The sequence below is a fragment of the Achromobacter sp. 1012554356 genome (genome assembly GCF_059760815.1).
Genome location: NZ_JCBANC010000020.1, coordinates 40429 through 59442 on the forward strand (window position 1 = coordinate 40429; position 19014 = coordinate 59442).

The window sequence follows — 19014 nt, forward strand, 5'->3', positions numbered from 1 at the left end:
AACTACATAACTAGACGAAATATTAGATCCGGCCGTATTATTTGAAAAATCTTCAATCTAAATAATGAATATCAGTAATTCTGATATCAGCCCTATGACGCCGGATCAATTGCTCACGTTTGCCGCAGTCGCCGATACCGGCAACATCAGCCGCACGGCCCAGTCGCTGCACCTGTCGCAACCGGCGGTGTCGGGCCAGCTACGCGCCTTGCAGGAATGGTTTGGCGAGCCGCTGTACCGGCGCAGCGGCCATGGCATTGCGCTGACCGAGGCCGGCGAGCGCCTGGCGGAGCAGGCGCGGCAGCTGCGCCAGGTGTACCGGCAGGCGCAGGCAGTTCGCGAATCCTGGCGCGGCCTGGAAACCGGCGCGCTGCGGCTGGGCGCCAGCACCACGCCGGCCAGCTATCTGCTGCCCCGCCTGGTGGCGGATTTCCGTCACGCGTTTCCGGCCGTCAGCCTGCATCTGTCCGATGGCAACACGCGCGAGATCGTGGATCGCCTGCCGGCGCTGGACCTGGCGTTCATCGAAGGCGATGTGCCCGCCGGGCTGCCCGCCGATACGGCGGTGCACGCGTGGCGGCAGGACGAAGTGGTGGCGATCGTGCGGGCGGATCACGCCCTGGCGGACAAGGGCGCCGTGACGCTACGGGATCTGGCGGAGTCGCCGCTGGTGATGCGTGAACCCGGTTCCGGCGTACGCCGGCTGGTCGAAAGGGCGTTCAGCGATGGCGGTCTGGCGCCGTCGGTTGGTCTTGAACTGGCGGGGGTGGAAGGGGTAAAGCAGGCGGTGCGGGCGGGATTGGGCGTGGGCTTCGTGTCCGTGATGTCGATGCGTCACGAAGACGGGGCGCTGGCAGCCCTGCGCCTGCTGCCCCGGCCGCTTACGCGCACGCTGAGCATCCTGGTGCCGCACGCCGACGCCGCTGCCCGCGCCGCCGAGCGCTTTCTGGCGATGTGCCTGGCGGTCGGCGGGCAGGACGTTGGGTAAATGCGCGGCCAGGCCGTTCAGGCCTTGGCCAGCCTCTTGAGCGCGAGTTGCACCCAATAGGTGCCGCCCAGCGGCAGCAGATCGTCGTTGAAGTCGTAGCTGCCGTTGTGCAGCATGCACGGGCCTAGTCCGTGGCCGCTGTCGCGGTGCTCGCCGGTGCCGTTGCCGATCCACACGTAACAGCCCGGCAGTTCCTGCAGCATGAAGGCGAAGTCTTCCGCGCCCATGGTCGGCTGCACGTTGGCGTTGACGTTGTCCTCGCCGACGATGTCGCGCAGCACGTCGGCGCAGAACGCGGCTTCGTCGGCGTGGTTGATGGTGGGCGGATAGTTGCGCTGGAACGTGAATTCGACTTCGCAGTCCATCGCCGCGCTGGTGTGGCGGGCGATCTCTTCCATACGGCGTTCGATCAGGTCCAGCACGTCCAGCGTGAATGTGCGCACCGTGCCGCGCAATTCGGCATGGTTGGGCACGACGTTGTCGGCGCTGCCGGCATGGATCTGCGTGATGCTGAGCACGGCCGCGTCAAGCGGATTGCGGTTGCGCGTGACGATGGTCTGCAGCGATTGCGCCATCTGCACCGCCGCCATGACCGGGTCAATGCCCAGGTGGGGCATGCCGGCGTGCGTGCCCTTGCCCTTGATGACGATCGAGAATTCGTTGCTGGAGGCCATGATGGGGCCCGGCGTCAGACCGAACTGGCCGGGCTTCATGCCGGGCCAGTTGTGCATGCCGAACACCGCTTCCATCGGGAATTGCGTGAAGAGGCCGTCGTCGATCATGCGCTTGGCGCCGCCGCCGCCTTCTTCGGCAGGCTGGAAGATCACATAGACCGTGCCCGCGAAATCGCGGTTCGCGGCCAGGTATTGGGACGCGGCCAGCAGCATGGCGGTGTGGCCGTCGTGGCCGCAGGCGTGCATCTTGCCTTCGTTCTGGCTGGCATGCGCGAAGGTGTTGACCTCCTGCATGGGTAGCGCGTCCATGTCGGCGCGCAGGCCCACGGCGCGATCGCCGGGCTGGTTGCCGCGGATGATGCCGACGACGCCCGTGCCGCCCAATCCGCGATGGATCTCGATGCCCCATTCCTCGAGCTTGGCCGCGACCACGTCGGCGGTGCGGAACTCTTCGAAGGCCAGTTCGGGATGCGCGTGGATGTCGCGTCGGATCTTGGAAATATCCTGGTGCCAGGCAACGATGGGTTCAAGGAGTTTCATGTGCGAACTCGCGCGGAATATGGGGAACGCACAAAGGGTATCATCATTCAAAAATCAATTTAATGGAGACAAATACCATGACGCGTCCGTGGCTTGCTCAGTATCCCCAAGGCGTTCCTGCGGAGATCTCCACCGAGGATTATTCCTCGCTCACCGACTTGCTGGACCGGGCCTGCAAGCGTTACGCGCCGCGCATCGCCTGCACGGCGATGGGCAGCAACATCACGTATGCGCAGCTCGACGGGCAGGCGCGCGCGTTCGCGGCATGGCTGCAAGGCCTGAACCTCGAAAAGGGCGCGCGCGTGGCGCTGATGATGCCCAACGTGCCGGCGTATCTGGTGTGCATGCTGGGATCGCTGCGCGCGGGCATGACCGTGGTGAACGTCAATCCCCTCTACACCGCCGAAGAGCTGCAGCGCCAATTGCTGGACAGCGGCGCGTCCGTCATCGTCATCCTGGAAAACTTCGCGCATACCTTGCAGCAGGTCTCCAATCGCGGCGATCTCAAGCACATTGTCGTGACCGGCCCGGGCGATCTGCTCGGCGGCCTGAAGGCGCCGCTGGTCAACCTGGCCGCGCGCTATATCAAGAAGATCGTGCCCGCCTGGCACATCGACGGCGCGCATGCGCTGCCCAAGCTGCTGCGCGATGGCGCGCACATGCCCTTCAATCCGCCATCCATTTCGATGGACGACGTGGCGGTGCTGCAGTACACGGGCGGCACCACGGGTGTGCCCAAGGGTGCGATGCTGTCGCACCGTAATCTGGTGGCCAACGTGCTGCAGACCGAAGCGGTGGCGCAGCCGGTCGTGCATGACCTGGCGGACCAGCAACTCACCATCATCAGCGCGCTGCCGCTGTACCACGTGTTCGCCATGACGGTCTGCGGCCTGTATGCCGTGCATGCCGGCATGCGCAACGTGCTCATCATCAATCCGCGCGACCAGCCTTCGCTGATCAATGCATGGCGCAAGACGCCGGTGAATCTGTTCCCGGGCGTCAATACGCTGTTCAACGCGTTGGCGCATAACGAAGACTTTGCGAAGCTGGATTTTTCCGGCCTGCGGCTGACGCTGGGCGGCGGGATGGCCGTGCAGCAGCAGGTGGCCGAACGCTGGCTGAAGATCACCGGCCGGCCCCTGATCGAAGGCTATGGCCTGTCCGAGACGTCGCCGGTGGCAACGGTCAATCCCACCAATGCGACGGCGTATTCCGGGTCCATCGGGCTGCCGTTGCCGTCGACGGACGTGGCAATTTTGGACGATGCCGGCAACGAGGTGCCGCTCGGCGAACGCGGCGAAGTCGGCATCCGCGGGCCGCAGGTCATGCTGGGGTATTGGCGCAAGCCCGACGAGACGCGCGATTCGATGACTGCCGACGGCTACTTCCGTACCGGCGACATCGGCATCATGGACGAGCAGGGGTACACGCGCATCGTGGACCGCAAGAAGGACATGATCGCGGTGTCCGGATTCAAGGTCTATCCGAACGAAGTTGAGGCGGCGGTTGCGCAGCATCCCGGCGTGCTCGAGTGCGCGGCGATCGGGGTGCCGGACGAACATTCCGGCGAAGCAGTCAAGGTGTTCGTCGTAAAGAAGGATCCGGCGTTGACCGAAGAACAGGTGCAGCAGTGGTGCAAGGACAAGCTGACGGGCTACAAGCGCCCGCGTTTCGTGGAGTTCCGAGACGAACTGCCCAAGAGCAACGTGGGCAAGATCCTGCGCCGCCAGCTGCGGCCTGACGCGCAGGCCGCGGCGGTATCCGCGAAGACGTCCGCGTAATGTGCCAGAGGCCGCGCAAGGCGGCCTCTGGTGTTCAGGCCGCCACTTGGCTGCCTGCGGCTTGCGATTTACCCCTGCTTGTCCAGGTGCGGGGCGATCATTTCATGCAGCGCGCGTTCGATGGCGGGATTGCCCGCCACGACGCGCCCGCCGATCGGCCAGGGGTCCTGCTTGTGCATGTCGGAGCACACGCCGCCCGCTTCGCGCAGAATCAGCGTGCCCGCAGCCACATCCCAGGGCGCGAGGCCCATTTCCCAATAGCCGTCGTATCGGCCGCAGGCGGTCCAGGCCAGGTCCAGCGCGGCGGCGCCCATGCGGCGCACCCCGCGTGACCGGTTGATGGCGTCATGCAGCATCGGCATGTATTGCGCGGCAAATGAGAAGTCGCGGAACGGAAAGCCCGTGGCCAGCACGGCGTCTTCGATCGTCTGCGTGCGCGAGCACGTGATCCGCCGGCCATTCAGCCACGCACCCACGCCGTACACGCCGGTGAACAGCTCTTCGCGGCAGGGGTCGTAGACCACACCGATGACCGGCGTGTCTTCCGCCAGGGCCTCGTTGGCGGACATCGACGTGCCCGCGTGCGCGATCAGGGCGATCGACACGGCGTAATGCGGGATGTCGTGCAGGAAGTTGGTGGTGCCGTCGAGCGGGTCGATGTACCAGGTGGCCGCGCCTTGGGCCTTGCCGCCCGTTTCTTCGGCGACGATGCCGAACTTGGGCGTGCGCGCCTTCAGTTCCTGGATGATCGCGGCCTCCGCCTCGCGGTCCGCCTGAGATACGAGATCGTTGCGGGCCTTGCGATCTATCACGAGATCGGCGCGGTGGTGCGCGTAGGATTGCAGGATGGCTGCGCCGGCATGGGCGGCCGTGACCGCCGCGTCGATCGCGGCGCACAGGTCGATGGGAGAAGCCAGCGATTGGGGCTGATCGTAGGTATCCATTGGTCCAGTGTAAGCCCACCCATGGGTCAAACCTGTGGCAAACGGACTAATCCATTGGGCCGCGTGGTGCGCATCCAACGCGAATCGGCAGGTGGCCCGATAATTCGCGCTTCATCGTATTTGTATCTATTGGGCTGGATGTCTGTGACTTACGTTCCGCTGGTTCCCGCGAAGGTTGACGTCGACGCCGACGGCAGGCTGGTTAGTGCCGTCCATGGCGACGTCTACCACTCGCCGTCCGGGGCGCTGGGCCAAGCCGAACACGTTTTCCTGGGCGGCAACGGCCTGCCGCAGCGCTGGCGGGGGCGCGCGTCGTTCACCGTCTGCGAGACGGGATTCGGGCTGGGGCTGAACTTCCTGGCGCTCTGGCAAGCGTGGCGGGACGATCCTCAGCGGCCCGCGGCCCTGCACTTTGTTTCGATGGAGGCGCACCCTTTTTCGCGGGACAACTTTGCCGCGCTGCTGGCGCGCCACGCGCCCGAGCCGCTGGCGGGATTGGGGCGTGCGCTGGCTGCGCAGTGGCCGGCGCTGCTGCCGGGACTGCATCGACTGGAATTCGAGAACGGCGCCGTCACGCTGACCTTGGGTTTTGGCGATGCGAAGGTGTTGGCGCCGCGCCTTGGCGCGCGGGTGGACGCGTTTTTCCTGGACGGCTTTGCGCCCGAGCGCAACCCCGAGATGTGGGCGCCGCCGCTGTTGCGCGCCTTGGCCAGCCTGGCGGCGCCGGACGCCACGGTCGCCACCTGGGCCTGCACCGGAGAACTGCGCCGCAATCTGGCCGATGCGGGCTTCGAGGTGCGGCGGGCGACCGGCTACGGGGGGAAATGGCATATGACGGTGGGGCAGGTCCGCCAGGCCGGAGGCGCCGCGCTGCCGGCGGCGGTCTCGTCGGATCGGCATGCGGTGGTCGTGGGGGCGGGGCTGGCCGGCGCGGGCATTGCCCAGGCGCTGGCGGGCCGCGGCTGGCGCGTCACGGTGCTGGACGCCGCCCGGTCGCAGGGCGCGCCGGCGCACGCCGGCCACTTGGCCGCGGCGCTTACCCCGGTAGTCGCGCGGGATGACAATGCGCGGGCGCGGCTGTCGCGGGCGGGCAGCGAACGGGCGTTGGCGCGCTGGCAGGGTCTGCCCGGCGGCGCGGCGCCCCGGGTCTGCGGCACCGTCCAGGTCGAGCGCGACGCGGGCCGGTCGGCGGCGCTGGCCGGCACCCTGGAAGCCCTGGCGTTTCCGGCGGACTGGGTGCGCCAAGTGTCGCGCGAAGAGGCCAGCGCATTGGCCGGGCTGCCCGTGGCGCGCGGCGGCGTGTTCTTTTCACAGGGCATGCTGGTCCAGCCCGGGCTGCTGATCGACGCGCTGCTGACCGCGTCCGGCGCGGCGGTCACCCCCGGCCGCGCCGAGCGGGTGTCGCCTGCGGGGCAGGGGTGGCGCGTGCTGGACCCGTCGGGCGCGGAGCTTGCCCGTGCCGACACCGTGATCCTGGCCAATGCCGCCGGTTCGCGCGACGTGCTGGCGGCCAGCGGCCTGCTGGACCCGCTGCCCCGCGTCGCCCAGATGCATGCGCTGACCGGCGAGGTCACGCTTATCCCCGCGGCGGCGCTGGACGGTGGCCCGCGGTGCATCGTCGGGGGCGAGGGGTATCTGTTGCCGGACATCGGGGTGGGCTGCGTCGTCGGCAGCACCTATGTTCACGGCGCCGCCGAGGCCTCGGTGGGCGCAGAAGGGCAGGGCGTCACGCTGGGCAAGGCGGCCGGGCTGCTGGATGGCCGGTTTCCGGCATTTGATGCGCTGGTGCCGGGCAGCCTGCCCGGGTGGGCCGGGTGGCGCGCGGTCCTGCCGGGCCGCTTGCCGGCGGTCGGCGAACTGCCGCATGCCCCCGGTCTCTGGCTGGCCGCCGGGTATGCGTCGCGGGGATTGTCGTGGTCGGCGCTGATGGGAGACCTGATTGCGGCCCGCCTGATGGGTGAACCCCTGCCGCTGGAGACCGATCTGGCCCAGCTTGTTTCACCACGATGAAAAAAATTTAATGCGGGCCGGGGGCTTTGTCCGCCTGGCGTAGAATTGTAAGAATTGCCGGAATTTGGCGCCAGTAGGCCGCAATTGACCTTTCGGGACGGCAATTCGGCGACTCGGCGGCGTTTGTGCGCCTAGCGCAGGCCAAGGGCTTCATGCCCCTTTTTTGGATGAATTAACCGTCCAAAAGAGGGATCGAGTTTATTTCAAAGCTCAAATCCGTCAAAATAGCGTCTTTTGATGGTTTTTGGCTTAAGCCGGGGGATGCTCTGTGCCGCCCAAGTTCGACTTTGCCCATACTACCCAGCTCGATAATGTCGAGCTGCTGACGTCCCGCCCCAGTCGCTTCGATTTCGACGCGGGCGATGGGTTGCACCTGGTAGTCGAGGCGCATGCGCCTGGAGTTTTTCGCCTGCGCTGCGGCGAGGCGAACCACTTCAATGATGACAAGCCCGGCGCGCGCGTGCGCGCCGTGGCCGAAATGCTGCTCGCTCGCCAGGAGGCGGTGGGCGAAGGCGCGATCGCGCCCCGCGAAGGCGGGGACGGTTGGCGAATCACACAGGGCGACGTTGCCCTGGAGATTCAGACCAGCCCCGTGCGCGTCGCCCTTTACCGCAACGAAGACCGCGTCTTCGAATCCGAGGTTTCCGCGCATACGCCCGCATTCGGGTACAACGCGCTGGACCAGGCCGACGACGCCGTCTGGACGGCCGGCTTCACGCTGGCCGCTGACGAGCGGGTGTTCGGCCTGGGCGAAACCCCCGGGGACCTGAACCGCCGCGAGGAATCGGTGGTCTCCGACGACCCCGAGCACCGTGCGCTGCCGCTGGCATGGAGCCCGCGCGGTTGGGGCGTCTACGCCAACTCGATGCGCCGCGTGGAGCATTCGGTGGGCGTCGCGCCCGCGGATTCGGCCTATGTGCTGACCGTCGACGACGCCGTGCTGGACCTGTTCCTCTTTGCCGGCGAGCCCGCTGAAATCCTGAATCAGTACACCGCGCTGACCGGCCGCGCCGGCCAACCCGTCCTGTGGGCAATGGGCGCGTGGCTGCAGCAGGCCGCCGGCGAAATGCCGACGCAGACGGTCGCCCTGGTGGCGCGCATGCGCGAAAACCAGATTCCGGTCGATGCCGTGACGCTGGCCCAGCCGATCGCGTGGGGCTTTCAGGCGGACAAGACGGTTTTCGAGTGGGACGCCCAGCGCTTTCCGGACGCCAAGCAGATGCTGGCGCTCTTTCACAAGCACAACGTGCATGTGGCGGCCTCCGGCTTTCCGGGCGTCATCAAGACCAGTCCGCTCTTTGAAGAGCTGGAAGACCGCGGCTGGCTGCTGACCAAGGACGACGGCGCCGCCCAGGTGTTCGACGGCAATGCCGCCACGTCCGGGCAGCCCTACGGCCTGCTGGACCTGACCTACCGCGACATCTACAACCTGTGGGTCGAGCGTCACCGCCAACTGGTGGAAGATGGCCTGGACGCGCCCGCCTGCGACGCGCAGATCGCGATCCCCGATGGCGTGACCGCGCGCAACGGCGAGACCGGCGCCGCTCTGCGCACGATGTATCCCCTGCTGGTGCGCCGCGCGCTGTTCGACGCGGTGGCCGGCCTGAAGGTGCCGCCCGAAGGCGTTGTGCCCAGCGCCGACCTCTTCCCGGCGGCCCAGCGCCTGCCGTGGCAGGTGGGTCCCCAGGTCGACAACACCTGGGAAGGCCTGCGCCACACGCTGCGCACGTCCCTGTCGATCGGTTCCAGCGGCGTACCCGTCCAGGTGCACAACATCGGTTCCGCCGCGCGCGACCGTTCGGGCATGACGTCCGAGCTCTACCTGCGCTGGCTGACCGCCGGCGTGTTCTCGGCCAACTTTGCCTTCCAGGGCGTGGAAGGGCTGATGCCCTGGGATTTTGGCGACGAAACCCTGTCCCACGCCAAGACCTGGATGCAGTGGCGTTATCGGCTGGTGCCCTATGTGCTGGGCGCCATCGAGGATTCGGCCCGCACCGGCCTGCCGGTGCAGCGCTCCATGGCGCTGTCGTTCCCGAACGATCCGCACGCCCACGAATGGGACCTGCAATACCTGCTGGGTCCGGCCCTGCTGGTGGCGCCGGTTACCGAGCCGGGCAATCAGGTGCGCGTCTATCTGCCCAAGGGCGAGGCTTGGTGGGATCTGAACACCGGCCATCGCTACGAAGGCGGCACGACCTGGACCATCGACTGCGAGCTGGGCCAGTTCCCGGTGTTTGGCCGCGAAGGTCACATGCTCTGTCTTGGCCCCGCCGCGCAGCATACGGGCGAGTTCAACTCGGCCCGTATCCTGGACGAGGTCTGGATGTTTGGCATGCCGGTGCATAACCCGGTCGTCATGCGCAACAAGATCCGCGTGATGCAGATGCAGGGCTCGAGCTACATCAAGGGGCTGGAAGGGCTGCGGATTTCGCCGTCCGAAGGCCTGGAAGTGAAGCGCCGCGGCGCGGAAGTCCGCATTTCGCGCGCTCGCTGAACCAGGATCGGCCGCCAGTCGGCCGCCTGAAAAAAGGGCAGTCAGGAAGGCTTTCCTTCCCGGCTGCCCTTTGTGTCTTTGCCGGATCGCCGTTGTCGGGGCAGTCGCGTGTCCTCTGGGGGCGCCGCAGGGCCGCGCCGGCAACTTATATTACTTATAGTTATTAAAAACGGAAAAAACGGTCGTTCTCTTTAGAAGAGAAAAGATACAAAATCGCTTGCCATGATTCACATCGAGAACCTATCCAAGATCTACGCCACGCCGCATGGAGAATTCCAGGCGCTGCGCGGCATCAACCTGCACATCGAGCAGGGCGAGGTCTTTGGCATCATCGGTCCCAGCGGGGCCGGTAAAAGCACGCTGGTCCAGTGCATCAACCTGCTGGAACGCCCCAACCAAGGCAGCATCTCCATCGGCGGCCAGGCCCTCACGGGCCTCAACGAAGCGCAGCTTCGTGAACAGCGCCGCCGTATCGGCATGGTGTTCCAGGGCTTCAATCTGCTGTCGCGCCGCACGGTGTACGGCAACGTGGCGCTGCCGCTGGAAATCGCGGGCGTGGCCAAGGCCGAGATTCCGGCGCGCGTCGAACGCCTCCTGGCGCTGGTGGGCCTCGAGCATCTGCGCGACCGTTACCCCAGCCAGATCAGCGGCGGCCAGAAGCAGCGCGTCGGCATTGCCCGGGCGCTTGCCAACAATCCGGACGTCCTGCTGAGCGACGAAGCCACATCCGCGCTGGACCCGGAAACCACGCACAACATCCTGGCGCTGCTGCGCGACATCAACCGCAAGACGGGCGTGACCGTGGTCATGATCACGCACCAGATGGAAGTCGTGCGCGAGGTCTGCGACCGCGTCGCCGTGCTGTCGCAGGGCGAAGTCGTTGAAGTAGGCAGCACGCGCGAAGTGTTCGCCCAGCCGCGCCACGACGTGACGCGCAACATGGTGTCGGCCGCCACGGCGTCGGAACTGACCGACGCCACGCTGGCCGCCGTCCAGGAACGCATCCGGGCGCTCACCGCCGCCAAGCCCGGGCAGGCCGTGCGTCTGCTGCGCCTGTCGCTGACCGGCACTGACGCATCCGGCGCCTTCCTGTCGGACCTGACCAAGCAGTTCGCGTTGGACGTGGGCCTGGTGCAGGCGCGCGTCGAAGACATCCAGGGCGTGGCCGTGGGCACGATGTTCGTGCTGGCCCAAGGCGCGCCCGCCGCGCTCAAGGACGGCATCGCCGCCTTGAACGCCCGTGACATTACCGTTGAAGAAATAGCTCATGAGTCCGCAACTGATCGACCTGCTTATTACGTCGCTGCTTGACACCCTGCTGATGGTGGGCGTGGCCAGCGCCATCGCGGTGATCATCGGCATTCCGCTCGGTGTGACGCTGACGGTGACCGCGCGCGGCAACATGCTCGAAAACCAGCCCGTGAACCACGTGCTGGGCGCCATCATCAACGCAACCCGTTCTGTGCCGTTCGTGATCCTGATGGTCGCGATCATCCCGTTCACGCGGCTTGTCGCGCAGACCTCCATCGGCACCACCGCCGCGATCGTGCCCTTGTCGGTGGCCGCGATTCCGTTCATGGCCCGCATCGCGGAAAACGCCATGCGCGAGGTCGATCCGGGCCTCGTCACCGCGGCGCGCGCGATGGGCGCATCGCCCATGCAGATCATCATGAAGGTGCTGCTGCCCGAAGCCCTGCCGGGCCTCATCGCCGCCACCATCGTGACCGTTGTCAGCCTGATCGGCTATTCGGCCATGGCCGGCGCCATCGGCGGCGGCGGGCTGGGCGACCTGGCGATCCGCTACGGCTACCAGCGCTTCCAGTCGGACGTCATGGCTGCGGTCGTGATCGTGCTGATCGTATTGGTTCAGGCCATCCAGAGTTTGGGCGACCGCTTCGTGCGCCGCATGTCGCATCGCTGATCCACTTTGTTTTTTCCTACTTCCGTCATATCGGGATATCGCAACATGAGCATCAAGGTTTTGAAGTCGCTGGCCGCGTTCGCGTTGGGCGCCGCCGTTTTCGCCCAGCCCGCGCTGGCTCAGGACAAGCCCCTGAAGGTTGGCGTCACTGCCGGCCCGCACGCCCAGATCTTTGATGTGGTCAAGGCCGAAGCCGCCAAGCAGGGCTTGAACCTGCAGGTCATCGAGTTCTCGGACTACGTGCAGCCCAACGTGGCGCTCGCCGCGGGCGACCTGGACCTGAACAGCTACCAGCATCAGCCCTACCTGGACAACGCCAACGCCGACCGCGGCTACAAGCTGGTCAGCATCGCCAAGACCGTGATCTTCCCGATCGGCATCTACAGCAAGAAGATCAAGTCGCTGGCCGAATTGAAGGAAGGCGCCCGCATCGCGCTGCCGAACGACCCGACCAACGGCGGCCGCGCACTGCTGCTGCTGCAGGCCAATGGCCTGATCAAGCTGCGTCCGGAAGCGGGCCTGAAGGCCACGCCGATCGACGTGATCGAAAACCCCAAGAAGCTGCGCTTCATCGAGCTGGACGCCGCCCAACTGCCGCGTTCGCTGGATGACACCGACGCCTCGGCCGTGAACACCAACTTCGCGCTGGAAGCCGGCCTGAACCCGACCAAGGACGCCATCGCCCAGGAATCGCCAGATTCGCCGTACGCCAACGTGCTGGTCGTGCGTGAAAAGGACAAGGACCGCCCCGAGTTCGCCAAGCTGGTCTCGATCTATCACAGCCCCGCAGTGAAGCAGTTCATCGAAACGAAGTTCAAGGGTGCGGTGGTGGCTGCCTGGTAATTCAGGAGCTGCACGCGTTCTGAAGACGGCCGCCGCGAGCGGCCGTTTTTTTGGCGGGTTGCGTTGCGGGTTGCTTTGGCGCGATGCGGACGGACGGCCCCTGCAACACCGCCAGCGTCATTTTTTGACAAGCCCATCGAAATCCGCCATAATTTCGGGCTTCGGTCGGGTTGTTAGCTCAGTCGGTAGAGCAGCGGACTTTTAATCCGTTGGTCGCGAGTTCGAGTCTCGCACAACCCACCACCCCAATTCGCAGTTCATTGTGAACGCCGCTATTCGTAGCGGCGTTTTTGCGTTTGGCTTGCCGCTCGCAACATGATCGATAAGCGAGAAGCGACGAGCGACGAGCGACAGCGGCTCCGCTACGCCGCGGAGCGTTCCTTTTGCAGGCATTTGGTAATTTCTGCTTCGGGCACGGCCTTCGAAAACAGAAACCCCTGCAGCTCATCGCACCCCGCAGCGCGCAGGAAATCGCGCTGGGCGGGCGTCTCGACCCCTTCCGCATTGATTGTCAGGCCCATGGAACGACCCAGCATCACGACCGCGTTTACGCTGGCGGTCGAGTCGCTGCCTTCGCCAATGTTGGCCACGAAGCTGCGGTCGATCTTGATCTTGTCGACGGCGAATCGCTGCAGATAACTCAAGCTGGAATAGCCGGTTCCAAAAATCGTCCGGCGCGAGAAGACCGTCAAGACGCATGTATCGGCCATCCTGGGCACGCTTGGAGTGCTGAACCGCACGCAGGCCACGCTGGTGGCGCGGCGCGGCGGCGTGTTCGGCAAGCCGGTCTAGGGCGGCCTTCCGTTTTACAAAGCCATCGCGTATAACATCCGAACGATATGTGCGCCGCAGCATGGTTCATATCGCAGTCATCTGATCGCCCGCTCATCCCCAGCCTCCCCGCAAGGAGTTCCGCCGTGGCCCGATCCAAAGCGTCATCGACTGCCCGCGATCCCCTGTTGATCGATCTTGCCCTGCAAGGAGGAGGCGCGCACGGCGCGTTCACCTGGGGCGTGCTGGACCGGCTGCTGGAAGAATCCTGGCTTGGCATCGACGGCATTTCCGGCACCTCAGCCGGCGCCATGAATGCCGCCGTGCTGGTGCTGGGTCACGCGCGGGGCGGCGCCGATGGCGCCCGTGCCGCGCTCGAGGACTTCTGGCGGCGTGTGTCCGATGCCGCGCGGTTCAGCCCGTTCCGCCGCAGCCCGCTCGATATCCTTATGGGTTCCTGGTCGCTGGATCATTCGCCCATGTTCATCGCCTTTGACCTGGCGTCGCGGGTGTTTTCCCCTTATGACCTCAGCGCTGCGGGCACCAATCCGCTGGCGGCCATCCTGCAGGAAGTCATCGACTTCGACGAGCTGGCGCGTGCGCCCATTCATCTGTTCATCACGGCGACCAATGCGCGCACCGGGCGCGGCCGGGTGTTCAAGAATGCCGAGGTGAATGCCGACGTGCTGCTGGCCTCGGCCTGCCTGCCGACCATGTTCCGGGCCGTGATGATCGACGGCGACCCCTACTGGGACGGCGGCTACAGCGGCAATCCCACGATCACGCCGCTGGTGCGGGAGTGCCAGTCGCACGACACGATCCTCGTGCAGATCAATCCGGTCGAGCGCGCCGGGCTGCCCAGCAGCGCCCGCGAGATCATGAACCGCCTGAACGAAGTCACGTTCAACGCGTCGCTGTTGAAAGAGCTGCGCATGATCGCGCTGCTGCGCCAGGTGGCCGACCCCGGCAATGGCGAGGGCAGGATGTGGGCGGACATGCGCATCCATCGCGTCTCGTCCGACCTCATGGTGGAGCTGGGCTATTCCTCCAAGCTCAATGCCGAATGGCCGTTCCTGTGCATGCTGCGCGACGAGGGCAGAAAGGCCGCCGACCGCTTTCTGGCCGAGCATGGCGATGACCTGGGCAAGCGGTCATCGCTGGACATCGACGAACTGCTGGGCGAGGTCTGACCATGGGACTCTTTGGCATCCTCCTCGCACTGGTACTGCTGATCGGGCTGGCCTACCGCGGCTGGAGCATCCTGCTGCTGGCGCCGGCGGCGGCCATGGTGACGGCGGCCGCCGCCGGGGAACCGCTGCTGGCCCACTGGACGCAGACGTTCATGGGCGGCGCGGCCGGATTCGTGGCGCAGTTCTTCCCCTTGTTTCTGCTGGGGGCGCTGTTTGGCAAGCTGATGGCCGACAGCGGGTCCGTCACGGCGATTGCCGACGCGATGACGCGCAAGCTCGGCGCGCGGCGCGCCATCCTGGCGATGGTGCTGGCCGGCGCCATCGTGACCTATGGCGGCGTCAGCCTGTTCGTGGCGTTTTTCGTGCTGGCGCCCATGGCGCACGCGCTCTTCAAGGCGGCCGGGATCCCGGTGCGCCTGATGCCCGCGGCCATCCTGCTCGGCACGTCCACGTTCACGATGTCCGCGTTGCCCGGCACGCCCGCCGTGCAGAACGCGATTCCCATGCCGTTCTTTGCGACCACGCCGTTCGCCGCGCCGGGGCTGGGCATCATCGCCAGCGCGATCATGCTGGGCTTCGGGTTGTGGTGGCTGAGCCGTGCGGAAGCTTCGGCGCGGCGCGCGGGCGAGGGCTATGTCGCGCCGGCCGGTATGGCTGCCGACGTGTCCGACGATGTCCTGGTGCGCGAGCGTGCCACCGTCGCGCGCGAGTTCGATCCCGCCGAAATGCATCATGGCCAGCGCAGCCCCGACGCGCCGTCCACGCTGGTGGCAGCGGCGCCGCTCGTCGTTGTGATCCTGGTCAACCTGTTCATGACGCTCGTCGTTCTGCCGCGCATGGACACCGCCTGGCTGGCCGAGGCGCGCTGGGGCGGCACGAGCCTGGCTGCGGTGGGTGGGGTCTGGTCGGTGATCACCGCGCTGCTCGCTGCGATTGCCGTGCTGGTGGTGCTGAACTTCGGGCGTCTTCCGTCGCTGCGCGACACCATGGACGCGGGCGTGAACGCCTCGGCGCTTCCCCTGCTGAGCGTCGCGAGCCTGGTGGGATTTGGCGCGGTGGTCGCGTCGCTGCCGTCGTTCGCGGCGGTGCGCGACTGGGTGCTGTCGATCGAGGGCGGGCCGCTGGTGTCGCTGGCCGTCGCCACCAATGTGCTGGCGGCGCTGACCGGCTCGGCGTCCGGCGGCCTGACCATCGCCCTGCAATCGCTGGCCGCGACGTACATGGAACTGGCACAGACGCTGGGTATCGATCCGGCGCTGATGCACCGGGTGTCGGTGATCGGCGCGGGCACGCTGGACAGCCTGCCGCACAACGGCGCCGTGGTGACGCTGCTGGCTGTGTGCGGATCGACGCACCGGGACGGCTACATGAACATTGTCGTGGTGGGCATCGTGGGGCCCATCATCGGGCTGGCCGCCGTCATTGCGCTGGGTAGCGCGCTGGGGTCCTTCTGACGCCGGGCGGCGTGGCGCCGGTCAGGACAGCGTGCGCGCGGGCAACGCCGCCGACAGATCGTTCAGGCTGAATCCGCAGCATCGCGCCCGCTCGGCCAGCGTTTCGCTCTGTGCCAGCGCGCGGCTGCTTTCGTCCAGCAGCACGTCCAGTTGCTCTTGTGGCGTGGCGGCCATCGCCCACGCGCGGTCGGCAAAGCGGACGGCGAACTGGTCCACACAGGTTTTGCAGATGGCCGCGCCGTTCTGCTCGAGCAGCGGCGCGCCCTGCGCGAGCGTCGATTGGCAAAACAGACAGGCGAGGGCGTGGTTCATGCGTCGGGCAGCCGGTGCGAAAAGTTGGCAATGGCGGCCGCGCGGATGGCGGCGCCTGTCATTGAACAACGGCCGCGCACGCCCAGTCTTAAATCGCGATCCGGCCCCTTAATCGACGTTGAAGCCGCCCGGCCCGGCCTGCCCCAGCAGTTCGCGGGCGCATTGGACCGCTTCGCCCGGCGTCGCGACCGCCAGGAACGGAAGGCCGAAGGCCCGGGCCATCTTTTCGCCGCGCTTGCGCAGCTTGTCGAGCGCGTTGGTGTCACGCTCGACGGCGATGAAGGCCCGGCAGCGCGCGCGCAGCCGCGGCATGTTGGCCGTTTGCCATTCGATCATCGCCTTGCGGTCGTCGTGCGCGGCCTCGTGGCGGGTATCGGGCACCACCATGACGAAGCTGCGCGGGTTGTCCACCAGCAGCTCCATTTCGCGGATCCAGGAGGCCGAGTAGCCCAGCGGCGCGCCGCCGTGGCGGGCGGTCACGATGGGAAATTGCGACAGGTCGTGGAAGAAAAACTGATCGGGGTTCATTCGAAGGCTCCGTGGGGCAGGGCGGGATCGTCCTGGGCGCAGCCGCAGCTGCCGTAAAGCACCAGGCTGTAGGAATCCAGTTCGAAGCCGCTGCGGCGCGCGATCTTCCTGACCAGTTGCGCCATGGCCGGATCGCTGGATTCCCGGATCTGCCCGCAGCGCGTGCAGACCAGATGGTCGTGATGGCCCTTGTCGTTCAGTTCGAACACATTGGTGTGCGTATCGAGCTGGGTGCGTTTGAGCAGGCCGGCGTGCTCCAGTTGCGTGATCACCCGGTACACCGTGGCCAGGCCGATATTGCTGTGATCCGAGATGAGGCGGCGGTAGATGTCCGCGGCGCTCATGTGCTCGTCTGCGTGGCGGTAGAAGATGTCCAGGATCTTCATCCGCGGGAAAGTGGCTTTGATGCCGGCGTCGCGCAGCCGTGTGTGGTCCATGTAGATTCTCCATCCGGGGGGCCGATACCCGGTTGATGAGAATGATGTACATTTTCAAATGGACCCGCTAACGGGAACCCGTCAATCTGTGCCTCAAACCTGCCAACCATGCTTCAAGCGGCTGCCGCACCCCCTCTGCCCGACGTCCTGCTGACGCCGTTCAGCCTGCGCAGGCGGCGGGAGTCGAAGGGAATCTCCGTGCCGGCGCACACCCACGCCGAGGGGATGCTGGTGCTGGTCCACGAAGGGCTGGTGATGGTGCAGTCGGGCGAGCGCGTGCTGACGGTGCTGCCGGGCAGTCTGGGATGGATTCCGCCCGGGGTGCAGCATGGCGCGCGCTGGTTCGGCGAGGCGCGCGGGTCATTCCTGCACGTGCACCCAAACGTCTGCGGACGCCTGCCGCCGAACTGCCGCGCGTGGCCGTCCTCCCGGCTGATCGAGGCGCTGGTCGAACGCTTTACGGAAGGCGGGTGGCAGGACGCGCCGCCGTCCTATCAGGCGCAGCTTTTCGATGTACTGCTGGAGGAACTGCGGCAGCGCACCTTCGATGCGACCGCGCCGCTGCCGATGCCGGCCGATCCGCGCCTGCAGGACCTGGCCAACACGCTGCTCGATACGCCGGACGACACGGCGGGCATCGACGAATGGGCGCAGCGGCTGAACATGTCGTCGCGCACACTGATGCGGCGTTTTCGCCAGGAGACCGGCGTGACGTTGGGGCAGTGGCGCCAGCAAGCCCGGTTGCTGCGGGCGCTGGAGATGCTGTTCCGGGGCGGATCGGTCACGCAGGCCGCGCTGTCGGTCGGGTATGAAAGCACCAGCGCGTTCATTGGCAGCTTCCGCACGGCGTTCGGCATGACGCCGACGCGGTATCTGGCGGATCGCGGTTAGGGGGGGGACGCGGTCAGGGGTAGCGCAGTCAGGCGGCGGCGGGCTGGTCCGGATGCAACGGGCCTTCCGGGTCGTTCTCGGCGTCCGGCCGGGGCGGCACCGGCGCCAAGCCGAGCGACAGCCGCAGACGCTGGCAATCCGGATTGGGTGAGCCGTCCGGCATCCAGATGTCGAACTCGCGGCACGGCGTGGGCCGGCTCTCGTAGATGTCGCAGTGGATGCCCGGCTTGCCCAGCTCGCCGCGCAGCGAAATGCAGCGTCCGCCGCCCATTTCCGTGCCCTTCATGCAGGCGCGCAGGGGGCTCATCTGGGTGACCAGTTCCAGCGGCACGTGGCCGCCGTTCTCGCCGGCGAGTTCACCGACGTAAAACGACACGCGAAAGTGCGCGCAGCAGGCGCCGCAGTCCAGGCAAGGATTGGCGGACGGGTCGTCGCCGGCCAGCACCGCGGGCGATACGAACGAAACGAGCGAAGTCAGTGGCAGGGACATGGGCATGGGTCCGAAGGCCGGAAATATTATCTGGATTTGCGTTGCGGCCGCTACGACTTTTTTCAGGGACGTTGCAGGAGTAGCATCGGTACCCTGTCAGCCTTGAGGAGCGCTTTCTTGTCCGCGAAAACCGATTTTCCAGATGGCCTGGCGCGTTGCGGCTGGGTGGACACGTCGGCCGAATACATGGCCTATCACGACACCGAATGGGGCCGCCCCGAAGGCGACGATCGCGCGCTGTTCGAACAGCTCTGCCTGGAAGGTTTCCAGTCGGGACTTAGCTGGCGCACCATCCTGAACAAGCGCGAGGCCTTCCGCCGCGGCTTCGCCAACTTCGATCCCGCAAAGCTTGCCAGCTTCGGCGAACCGGAAGTCCAGGCGCTGCTGGCGGATGCAGGCATCGTGCGCCATCGCGGCAAGATCGAAGCCATGATCAACAACGCGGCCCGGGCGCTCGAAATGATCGATCGCGAGGGATCGTTGGCCGCGTATTTCTGGCGCTTCGAAGCGCCGCCTTCCAAGGTATCGACCTACGGCGCCTCGACGTCCGAACAGTCCGAGGCCCTGTCCAAGGCGCTCAAGAAGCTGGGCTGGAAGTTCGTGGGGCCCACCACGGTCTACGCCTTCATGCAGTCCGTGGGCATGGTCAACGACCACAGCCCCGGCTGCCATTGCCACGCAGTCATCGAGAAAAAGCGCAAGGCGTTCGTGCGGCCGGCGGGCTGACGCATTGCGCCGAATGGCGC

General features: G+C 66.3%; 18 protein-coding genes and 1 tRNA gene. 12 read left to right on the top strand and 7 right to left on the bottom strand.

Annotated elements, in window-relative coordinates:
- Window positions 1-94: 94 nt before the first annotated feature.
- Window positions 95-988, top strand: coding sequence for a LysR family transcriptional regulator (locus AC6LJW_RS12725; protein ID WP_056569247.1), 894 nt, complete (start codon window positions 95-97; stop codon window positions 986-988).
- A gap of 17 nt (window positions 989-1005) precedes the next feature.
- Here AC6LJW_RS12725 and AC6LJW_RS12730 read toward each other — a convergent pair whose 3' ends face one another.
- Window positions 1006-2202, bottom strand: coding sequence for a M20 aminoacylase family protein (locus AC6LJW_RS12730; RefSeq protein WP_105237375.1), 1197 nt, complete (start codon window positions 2200-2202; stop codon window positions 1006-1008).
- A 77-nt stretch (window positions 2203-2279) separates the two neighbouring features.
- Between AC6LJW_RS12730 and AC6LJW_RS12735 the strand changes: the two genes are divergently transcribed.
- Window positions 2280-3983: an AMP-binding protein gene (locus AC6LJW_RS12735; protein ID WP_498087472.1), complete on the top strand. Its 1704-nt coding sequence runs from the start codon at window positions 2280-2282 to the stop codon at window positions 3981-3983.
- Window positions 3984-4051: 68 nt separating this feature from the next.
- Here AC6LJW_RS12735 and AC6LJW_RS12740 read toward each other — a convergent pair whose 3' ends face one another.
- Window positions 4052-4927 (bottom strand): inositol monophosphatase family protein, encoded by an 876-nt coding sequence (locus AC6LJW_RS12740; protein ID WP_056569239.1) that lies wholly within the window; start codon window positions 4925-4927, stop codon window positions 4052-4054.
- A gap of 138 nt (window positions 4928-5065) precedes the next feature.
- On the opposite strand from AC6LJW_RS12740, the gene mnmC reads away from it, so the two are divergent.
- The 6 genes from mnmC to AC6LJW_RS12770 all read left to right on the top strand — a co-directional run bounded on the left by mnmC (window position 5066) and on the right by AC6LJW_RS12770 (window position 12438).
- The gene (mnmC, locus tag AC6LJW_RS12745; RefSeq protein WP_498087473.1) at window positions 5066-6937 is read left to right on the top strand and encodes a bifunctional tRNA (5-methylaminomethyl-2-thiouridine)(34)-methyltransferase MnmC2/FAD-dependent 5-carboxymethylaminomethyl-2-thiouridine(34) oxidoreductase MnmC1; all 1872 of its coding nucleotides are present in this window, start codon (window positions 5066-5068) and stop codon (window positions 6935-6937) included.
- 268 nt (window positions 6938-7205) lie between these two features.
- Window positions 7206-9431 (top strand): glycoside hydrolase family 31 protein, encoded by a 2226-nt coding sequence (locus AC6LJW_RS12750; RefSeq protein WP_056569232.1) that lies wholly within the window; start codon window positions 7206-7208, stop codon window positions 9429-9431.
- 222 nt (window positions 9432-9653) lie between these two features.
- Window positions 9654-10742: a methionine ABC transporter ATP-binding protein gene (locus tag AC6LJW_RS12755; protein ID WP_056569229.1), complete on the top strand. Its 1089-nt coding sequence runs from the start codon at window positions 9654-9656 to the stop codon at window positions 10740-10742.
- Complete coding sequence (locus tag AC6LJW_RS12760; RefSeq protein ID WP_056569227.1) at window positions 10699-11352, top strand: methionine ABC transporter permease; 654 nt, start codon at window positions 10699-10701, stop codon at window positions 11350-11352. The genes AC6LJW_RS12755 and AC6LJW_RS12760 overlap by 44 nt, the downstream gene beginning before the upstream one ends.
- A gap of 45 nt (window positions 11353-11397) precedes the next feature.
- Window positions 11398-12195 (top strand): MetQ/NlpA family ABC transporter substrate-binding protein, encoded by a 798-nt coding sequence (locus AC6LJW_RS12765; RefSeq protein ID WP_056569224.1) that lies wholly within the window; start codon window positions 11398-11400, stop codon window positions 12193-12195.
- 167 nt (window positions 12196-12362) lie between these two features.
- Window positions 12363-12438 (top strand) — tRNA-Lys (locus AC6LJW_RS12770).
- Window positions 12439-12557: 119 nt separating this feature from the next.
- On the opposite strand, the gene AC6LJW_RS12775 is transcribed toward AC6LJW_RS12770, so the two are convergent.
- Complete coding sequence (locus AC6LJW_RS12775; protein ID WP_498087474.1) at window positions 12558-12887, bottom strand: EAL domain-containing protein; 330 nt, start codon at window positions 12885-12887, stop codon at window positions 12558-12560.
- Window positions 12888-13112: 225 nt separating this feature from the next.
- On the opposite strand from AC6LJW_RS12775, the gene AC6LJW_RS12780 reads away from it, so the two are divergent.
- Window positions 13113-14156 carry a patatin-like phospholipase family protein gene (locus AC6LJW_RS12780; RefSeq protein ID WP_498087475.1) on the top strand — a complete coding sequence of 348 codons (1044 nt, stop codon included), beginning with the start codon at window positions 13113-13115 and terminating at the stop codon, window positions 14154-14156.
- A 2-nt stretch (window positions 14157-14158) separates the two neighbouring features.
- Window positions 14159-15610: a GntP family permease gene (locus AC6LJW_RS12785; protein WP_498087476.1), complete on the top strand. Its 1452-nt coding sequence runs from the start codon at window positions 14159-14161 to the stop codon at window positions 15608-15610.
- A gap of 21 nt (window positions 15611-15631) precedes the next feature.
- Here AC6LJW_RS12785 and AC6LJW_RS12790 read toward each other — a convergent pair whose 3' ends face one another.
- From AC6LJW_RS12790 to AC6LJW_RS12800, 3 genes are all read right to left on the bottom strand, one after another.
- Window positions 15632-15922, bottom strand: coding sequence for a ClpX C4-type zinc finger protein (locus AC6LJW_RS12790; protein WP_056569212.1), 291 nt, complete (start codon window positions 15920-15922; stop codon window positions 15632-15634).
- A gap of 108 nt (window positions 15923-16030) precedes the next feature.
- Window positions 16031-16450, bottom strand: a complete 420-nt coding sequence (locus tag AC6LJW_RS12795; protein WP_498087477.1) for a hypothetical protein — start codon at window positions 16448-16450, stop codon at window positions 16031-16033.
- The gene (locus tag AC6LJW_RS12800) at window positions 16447-16887 is read right to left on the bottom strand and encodes a Fur family transcriptional regulator (protein ID WP_427986824.1); all 441 of its coding nucleotides are present in this window, start codon (window positions 16885-16887) and stop codon (window positions 16447-16449) included. Before AC6LJW_RS12800 ends, AC6LJW_RS12795 begins: the two co-directional genes overlap by 4 nt.
- Before the next feature lie 108 nt (window positions 16888-16995).
- On the opposite strand from AC6LJW_RS12800, the gene AC6LJW_RS12805 reads away from it, so the two are divergent.
- A complete protein-coding gene (locus tag AC6LJW_RS12805) occupies window positions 16996-17778 on the top strand; it encodes a helix-turn-helix transcriptional regulator (RefSeq protein WP_498087478.1) in 783 nt (260 codons plus the stop codon).
- Between the two features lie 28 nt (window positions 17779-17806).
- On the opposite strand, the gene AC6LJW_RS12810 is transcribed toward AC6LJW_RS12805, so the two are convergent.
- A complete protein-coding gene (locus tag AC6LJW_RS12810; protein WP_056569542.1) occupies window positions 17807-18268 on the bottom strand; it encodes a YkgJ family cysteine cluster protein in 462 nt (153 codons plus the stop codon).
- Window positions 18269-18385: 117 nt separating this feature from the next.
- Here AC6LJW_RS12810 and AC6LJW_RS12815 point away from each other — a divergent pair, with 117 nt between their 5' ends.
- Entirely contained in the window at window positions 18386-18994 is a 609-nt protein-coding gene (locus AC6LJW_RS12815) for a DNA-3-methyladenine glycosylase I (RefSeq protein ID WP_056569198.1), read from the top strand.
- Window positions 18995-19014: the final 20 nt, after the last annotated feature.